The sequence below is a fragment of the Occallatibacter sp. genome (assembly GCF_035317045.1).
In the GTDB taxonomy this organism is placed as follows: domain Bacteria; phylum Acidobacteriota; class Terriglobia; order Terriglobales; family Acidobacteriaceae; genus Telmatobacter.
On sequence record NZ_DATHHT010000041.1, the window covers coordinates 20,462 to 27,693 of the forward strand.

Genomic DNA, 7,232 nt, shown 5'->3' on the forward strand with positions numbered 1-7,232 from the left:
GAAGAGCGGAATGCCCTTCCCGTTCAGTTAAGCAGATGCGCTGATATTGCGGAATTGGCTCCGCAGGTTCGCCCGTTATGCCAGCGCGAGATTCATGTTGTCGATGGCTTCGTCGATCTCCTGCGTGGTCTTGAAGCCCACGGTGGCGCAATCGATATGCGCGTTCTGGAACGCGAAACGCATCGCGGCCTGGCGATCTTCGTGTTTGGTGAAGGTGCCGTCGCCGCAGAGCTTCATGCTGATGACGCCCATGCCTTCGCTCTTGACCTGCTTTACGTGCGCGACCACCTCCTGCACGTTGCCCGGTTCAGGCCCGTCGGGAATCGGCCCGTCCATGCGCGTGCCATTGTGGTTCATGCGAATCATCGCGACTTCGAGGAATTTGTTTCCCGGCACCTGGCGCAGAGCCGGCAATCCATGAACGGATGCGCCGCGCGTCTTGATCATCTTCTTCGACTGGGCCGCCAACACTCCTTCCTGCCAGGGTTTGGTCTCTTCCATCCAGTCGCCCGTGTGCTGATAATGGAGCAGCATGATGTCGAAGTATTCCGTCTTCGAAATGCGGAGCATCTGGTCAAAGCGCTGCATCGGATCGACACCACGATCGGTTGTCACCTTGTGCATCAGCTGGTAACTGTCGCGGGGAAACGGCTTGAGAGCCTCACCCAGCATCCCCGGCGTCTGATACGACTCGGCCGTCTCAAAAAAACGAATGCCGTGATCGTAGGCGTAGGCAATCAGCCGAGAGAATTCCTTCTGTCCCAGAGCAGCCTGCACGTATCCGTTGTTGCTTCCGGTGCCGAAGGCAAGGCGCGTCACCTTCATTCCCGAATTGCCCAGGGTCACAATGTCCGTCGCGGTGCGGCGGGCAGCGTGGAGCGGCAGGGTGCCGACACTCGCGGCAGCGCCTGCCACGATCGTGGTTTTGAGAAAATCGCGCCTATTTAGTGGGCTCATTGGGACCTCCATTTTGGTGCTGCGCGCGCAGCCATTAGCCGAGATGGTAGCACGATCCCCTTGAAGATCGCATGGCCTGGCCGGAGTCACCGGCTCACTGCTGAATCGCCGATCCGTAAAACGCGTTGTTCCCCGTGCGCAGATCGCGCCCGTACGTCAGCACCACTCCGATGCCCAGCACTGAGAGCTTCAACTCCACGCCCGCATCTACCAGCCACTGGCGGGTGACAAGCCCGTCCGTTGGCGCCGATGTCTTTGCGACATCAAGCCAGGGCCCCATCTTCACATTGATGAGTCCGTTGCCCCATAAGCTGCGATAGAAATCAGTATTCGACAGAAAATACTGGTCCGCCATCGGCGAACTGCCCTTGCGCCCGTCGCGCGTGCCGATGTGACTGCGCAGCCACAGATCGTTGTCACGCTCGACGCCGATCATCCACAGTTCGTCGAGTGGAGCCGTTCCGACAATCCCGCCACCGCGGACGCGCTGCATGAACTCGTATGTGTCTCCTTCGGCCTGAGGCATCCAGCGCATCGTCGCTCCGCCCTGCAGCTTCTCAAACAGGCGCGGAGGATCCGACCAGAGCCGCGCGAATTCCGAGGCCGCAGTTGCGCTCAACTTAAAATGATGTTCCGGTACGTCAAGCATAGTCACGCGCAGGCTGGTGAGGTGCTTCAATTCATATCCCGGCGCCACCAAGTCTGCCATCAGCACCGAGCCATTCACCACGCTGCTGTAGGTGCGATGGGAGAGCTCAGCACCGGACGTCCACCCAAATCGCCCGTTCTGAATCGACGTAATCGTAGCGCTCGCGACCTCGCGCTTCAGCTTGAATGACCCGAGCACAGGCGCAGTTCCCGTGAAGGAATTGCGAATCGCCCAGTTCTCATCGCGGCCATCTGCCGCAACCTGCCAGCGCCACTGCGGCAGATCGTGCAGCGGCTCCGAAAACGAAAGCCATGCATGCCGTTTCTGCGCATCCCATCGAAGAAGCGAATCAAAATTCGCCGCCGATCCACCGATGTTGAAATAGCTCGGATAGATTGTCTCGTACGGAAGCCCCGAGAACACCGACACGAGCGACTGGAGCCAGCCGTTGCCGAATCCGACGCGCTCAGTCGCATGAAACTCGGCGTCGAATTTTCCGTCCTGCCGCGCATCCAGCCTGATGTTGTATGCGGGAAAGACGCCAAGACCGTTGAGGCGTGCCTCGCTCGCTTCGAATGCTCCCCGCAGCATCTCCGCCTGCGGTGAAAACACGAATGACCGCTCAAGCAGCAGCCGTCGCATATGTATTTGCGGATCAATCTTCAGCGCATTAGTCTGCGGCTTCTGGATCCGATTCCAATACTTCAGGGCCGCATCGAGATTTCCGATCAGCAGAAAAACCGTTCCCGCAAAATCATTCGCATATGCGTCGTGCGGGTCGAGGCGCAGCGCCTTTTCAATCCACCGGGCAGCCTCAGGGTATCTCTTCTGCTGAAACGCGACGCCCGCCAGCTCAATGGGAAACCGCTTCTGCTGTGGACAGGCACGCCGCCCAGCCACGAGAGCCGCCCGCGCCTCATCCCAGCGCTGAAGATGGGCGAACGCCATTCCGAGTTCAAAATTTACATCTGCGGAACGCATCGAGATGGGCCGTGCTGTTGCAATTACCTGGTCCCAGTTGTGCTGGTCATACAGAGCGCGTACACCCGCGTCGCTCGCAGTCCCCGCGCCGCACTGCGCCGCCGCCCGGATTCCGAACGATAGAAGCGCAATGACAAGCGCGACGATCCCCAAGAAATGTCGTCCCAGGTTGAAACCGCTTAGCGCGGGGCAGCGCCCGGCACGGCAAGCAGAGTCCAATTGTGCGTGGCGCTCCACTCTTTCTCGAATCTTGTACGCTCCTCGCTCAGCAGCTTGCGCTCCGCAGGATCATTCATCGTGACCACCCCGCGCGCGGAGTCGACACCGTCAATCACAACATAGTGCAGCTCGCTCTGGCCCTGAGGCCGGAGCGCCACAATCAGCGGACGCCCCTTCGAAATTTGTTCCTCCAGGTCGCTCCACTTGCCAGCGAATGCGAATGCCTGGAAGCCGTGCTGCCGCAGATATTCGCCCATCGCTGCTGCCGGAATCCCATGCTCGCGGGGAACGAAGAGCGCGTGCTGAATCCGTGTCACATCGCTGTCAGGGGAAGCCTCAACCGCCTGCTTCCCGGCCCAGTACTGCATCACCATCGACAGCGACGCAGCCCCGCACCCCTCGCGCGGCTGCGCCACAAATGGCACATCGATCCACAATGCCGCCGGCGACTCGGCAATCAAAACCGAAGCCGCCAGCAGGAGAAGCGCGATCAGACACGGCCGCACGTCAATGAACAATCGCAACAATGATGATGACGGCAACGAGCACGATGATCAGGGTCAACATGTTCGTGCTTAGGGCTCCGGCAGAAAACTTCTGCTGGGTGTCAGTCGCCCGCGTCGACAGGTTCTGGAGCTCGCGGTCAGACAGCGTGGGAATCGCCTTTTGCACCTGCACGGGATCGATCTTCGCATCCCGCAACGCCTTCTCGGCCGTCGGGGTGCTCATGAACTTCGTCAGCGTCTGAATATTGGTCTGGCGCGTTGCGCTGGAGGTCTCAAGATGCTGCTGCAGCGTCTGCGCACTCACGATGTGCTCTTCCGGCGACTGGGCCAGAAGGCCCGCAGGATAAGAAAGCAGCACAATGAGTACTGCTGGAACGGCAGCCTGCGCAAACAGCGTGGAGATTCTTGCAAGTTTCATACACACTCCGATTTGGGGGATTATGGCTCAAAAATATAGGATGCCATGCCGTGAAAACCCGGTTGCCCTCCCGGGCTGTCGAATCTCCGCTAAGGTCGAGCAGAATCAATGGCCTTCCGTAACCCTGCTTCTGTCCGACCATCCTTGCGCGTGCTATAACCATGAACACGCCATGCCCATCCGCCAGATAGTCGCCTTTTCTCTCCTGGCTTTCTGTTTCACCGCCGGTGTCGCCCGTGCGCAATCGAACTCGTCGTCCTTCAACGTCGTCGGCGCTACGATCGCGGAGACCCAGCAGGCCATCCGCGACGGCCGAACGACCTGCCGCGCCGTCGTTGACGCCTATCTGCGCCGCATCGCCATCTACGACCAGAAGCCCATCGACGGCCTGCGCCTCAATGCCATCGTTACTCTCAATCCCGATGCATTGGCCGATGCTGACGCCTGCGATCGGAATTTCAAAGCCACGCACACGCTGCCGCCACTCGGCGGAATTGCCGTCCTCATCAAGGACAACTACGACACCCGCAACTTGCAAACCACCGGCGGTTCGCTTGCGATGAAAGACTTCGCTCCGGCAACCGATGCCACCATGGTGGCGCGGCTGCGCGCCGCCGGCGCCATTATCCTCGCGAAGACCAACATGGCGGAGTGGGCCTTCAGTCCCTACGTCACCGAAAGCTCTATCGCGGGCATCACGCGCAATCCCTACGACCTCACGCGAGTGCCCGCCGGATCCAGCGGTGGAACGGCAGCAGGTGTTGCCTCCAGTCTCGGCGAGTCCGGCATCGGCACAGACACCGGCAACTCCATCCGCGGTCCCTCATCGCACAACGACCTCGTCGGCATTCGACCGACCATCGGACTTACGAGCCGCGCCGGGATCATTCCGCTGTTCGCGCAAAACGATGTGGGCGGACCCATCGCGCGCTCTGTCGCCGATGCCGCCGCCCTGCTGACCGTGCTTGCCGGTCCTGATCCCGCCGATCCTGTTACCGCCCTCGCTGCCGACCACCCGCACGTCGACTACACGCAATCGCTCGACCGTCAAGGCCTGCGCGGCGCACGCATCGGCGTTTATCGCGAATACTTCAACACTACGAAAACCGATCCTGAAATCAAAGCTCTCACCGAAGCGGCAATCAAAGCCCTGGAGCGCGAAGGCGCGACAATCATCGACAACTTCACCATCCCCAACGAAAAGGCGCTCGAAGAAAATCTCTGGTGCGGAGACTTCGAGGCCGACCTCAACACCTACCTCGCGCAACATCCCAACGCGCCCTATCACGACCTGAAAACAATCGTCGCCAGCGGCCTCTATCTTCCCTATATCGAAGATGAAATTCGCGGCGCCATTGCACCGCCCAAGCCCGACGATCGCCGTACTCCCTGCCCCGATGTCTACCACGATGCGCCGAAGATTGCCTTCCGCAATGCACTCACTGCCGCGATCAATGCGCAGCATATCGACGTCATCGTTTATCCCACATGGAGCAATGCGCCGCGCAAAGTCGGCGATGTCTCCAGCCCCGCCGGCGACAACAGCCAGGTACTATCGCCGCAGACCGGCTTCCCGGCCATTACGGTTCCCATGGGATTTACGCACGGAACCCTGCCTGCCGGGCTTACCTTTGTCGGCCCTGCCTTCGGCGAGGCGACGTTGATTCGATATGCGTACGACTTCGAACAGACGGTTCACCAGCGCAGGGATCCGCCGCTTTTCCCACCACTGCCTGAAACCAAGTAACCAGAGCTTGACGCCACGAGTCGAATAAATTTGGAAAATAATTCTTGACAGCGCAATGGTTCGTGCTAACTTACCGTTAGTGGACGCTTACCTTCAAGCCGGACTCGATGCGCTCGCCGATTCAACCCGGATGGCGATCTTTCAAAAGCTCTCCGCCGGGCCCATCGCCGTAAACGAACTCGCGCGCATGCTGCCCGTGACGCGTCCCGCTGTTTCGCAGCACCTGAAGGTACTGAAGGATGTGGGGCTCGTGACCGATATCAAGACAGGCACGCGCAGGCTTTACCAACTCGATCCGGAGGGCGTGGCCCGTCTGCGCGCGCACTTCGATCATATGTGGACACGGGCGCTTGGCGCCTTTCAGGAAACCGTAGAAAAACCCACGCGAGGAGGTCGTCATGCAAAAGCAGGCAGAAGAACTCGATCTAAGAGTGTTTAAGAGCATTCACGTCAAAGCGCCCATCGCGCGCGCCTTTTCGGTCTTCGTTGAGCAGATGGAGAGCTGGTGGCCGGCGACGCATCACATCGGCAAAACGCCTTTCGAGGCAATCTTCGTCGAGCCCCGCGTGGGCGGACGCTGGTATGAGCGCAATGCCGAAGGTGTCCAATGCGAGTGGGGCACGGTTCTCAAGTGGGATCCGCCGCACGCGGTCTGTTTTTCGTGGCACCTCGGGCCCGGCCATGACTCGCCTGACTGGACATTCAACGGCGATATGTCGAAGGCCAGCGAAGTTGAGATTCGCTTCCTGGCTGAAGGCCCTGGCCAGACTCTTGTCGAGCTCGAACATCGCAAAATTGAACGCCACGGGGAAGGTGCCGAACAACTTCGCGCCCTTTTCGATGGACCGGGAGCCTGGAACGGAATCCTGGATTGCTTTGCCAAGCGGATCGAAGCGCTCTAGCCCTGCATTCGTGGCCGGGTTGTCTTTCAACTCCAACTCGGCCGCATTCAATTTCAGTTGACACGGAGAAAGTATGAAACCAGTCATCTACCTTCGCATTGCATCCATTCTCACGCTGGTCCACTCCATCCTGCATACCATTGGCGGCGTCTTTGGCAAGCCTTTGCCCGGCACCGCCACCATGGTCGCTGCAACCATGCGACAGACTTTCCCGGTCTTCGGCGTGGTGCGCAGCTATGCCGACTTCTACCGTGGCCTGGGCCTCGGCATCACCATTTTCGTCACCATGGATGCGGCGATCCTGTGGCTGCTCGCCTCCATGGCAAAGTCCGACGCCGCGCGTCTCCGGCCCATCCTTGTTGCCTTTCTCATGGGTTATCTCGCGCTCGCTGTAAATTCCTACACGTTCATTTTCTCCGGACCTGTCATCATTGAACTTCTGATCGTGGCGTGTCTCGGGGCTGCCATCTTCACTGCAAAACATGCCGATGATCGTGCAGAGTCCGGCACCCAGCCTCAGATGAAAACGGCGCAACTCTGACCGTCACGCAGAAGCGCAAGAGTTCGTCACACCTCTGCTGCATTCATGTAAACTGGCCTTCCGTCTCGCCCCACGCGCACGGAAGGATTTCTTTTCTCGGAGGTGATCAGCCCATGAGCCGACCAGACGTTTTCCCCGTCAACCCACGCACCACTCGCAGAACTTTTGTTGGCGCCGGCGCCGCCGCGATCGCGGTCGGATTGTGCGAGGCGCTTCCCGATAGCGCATACGCCGACACCAGCAGTCCCAATATGCTGGGTCCCCTGCCGGGCTATTCGCCGCAAATTGGCACCTTCGTTTCGCAACTCACCT

8 protein-coding genes and 1 pseudogene are annotated in these 7,232 nt (G+C 59.7%); 5 read left to right on the forward strand and 4 right to left on the reverse strand.

Translation table 11 applies throughout. The features are described from left to right. Positions 1–75 precede the first annotated feature (75 nt). The 4 genes from VK574_RS21025 to VK574_RS21040 form a co-directional block, all read right to left on the reverse strand. Positions 76–957 carry an aldo/keto reductase gene (locus VK574_RS21025; RefSeq protein WP_472801845.1) on the reverse strand — a complete coding sequence of 294 codons (882 nt, stop codon included), beginning with the start codon at positions 955–957 and terminating at the stop codon, positions 76–78. A 94-nt stretch (positions 958–1,051) separates the two neighbouring features. After that, positions 1,052–2,740: a tetratricopeptide repeat protein gene (locus tag VK574_RS21030; protein ID WP_472801846.1), complete on the reverse strand. Its 1,689-nt coding sequence runs from the start codon at positions 2,738–2,740 to the stop codon at positions 1,052–1,054. Positions 2,741–2,766: 26 nt separating this feature from the next. After that, the gene (locus VK574_RS21035; RefSeq protein ID WP_472801847.1) at positions 2,767–3,330 is read right to left on the reverse strand and encodes a C39 family peptidase; all 564 of its coding nucleotides are present in this window, start codon (positions 3,328–3,330) and stop codon (positions 2,767–2,769) included. Next, positions 3,314–3,730, reverse strand: a complete 417-nt coding sequence (locus VK574_RS21040; RefSeq protein WP_472801848.1) for a hypothetical protein — start codon at positions 3,728–3,730, stop codon at positions 3,314–3,316. Before VK574_RS21040 ends, VK574_RS21035 begins: the two co-directional genes overlap by 17 nt. A gap of 172 nt (positions 3,731–3,902) precedes the next feature. Here VK574_RS21040 and VK574_RS21045 point away from each other — a divergent pair, with 172 nt between their 5' ends. The 5 genes and pseudogenes from VK574_RS21045 to VK574_RS21065 all read left to right on the forward strand — a co-directional run. Next, positions 3,903–5,477, forward strand: coding sequence for an amidase (locus VK574_RS21045; RefSeq protein ID WP_472801849.1), 1,575 nt, complete (start codon positions 3,903–3,905; stop codon positions 5,475–5,477). Between the two features lie 79 nt (positions 5,478–5,556). After that, positions 5,557–5,916 carry an ArsR/SmtB family transcription factor gene (locus VK574_RS21050; protein WP_472801850.1) on the forward strand — a complete coding sequence of 120 codons (360 nt, stop codon included), beginning with the start codon at positions 5,557–5,559 and terminating at the stop codon, positions 5,914–5,916. Then, positions 5,876–6,379: an SRPBCC family protein gene (locus VK574_RS21055; RefSeq protein ID WP_472801851.1), complete on the forward strand. Its 504-nt coding sequence runs from the start codon at positions 5,876–5,878 to the stop codon at positions 6,377–6,379. Before VK574_RS21050 ends, VK574_RS21055 begins: the two co-directional genes overlap by 41 nt. Before the next feature lie 73 nt (positions 6,380–6,452). After that, positions 6,453–6,920 (forward strand): LIC_13387 family protein, encoded by a 468-nt coding sequence (locus VK574_RS21060; RefSeq protein ID WP_472801852.1) that lies wholly within the window; start codon positions 6,453–6,455, stop codon positions 6,918–6,920. 113 nt (positions 6,921–7,033) lie between these two features. After that, a pseudogene (locus tag VK574_RS21065) lies at positions 7,034–7,232 on the forward strand (hypothetical protein); the annotation flags it as partial.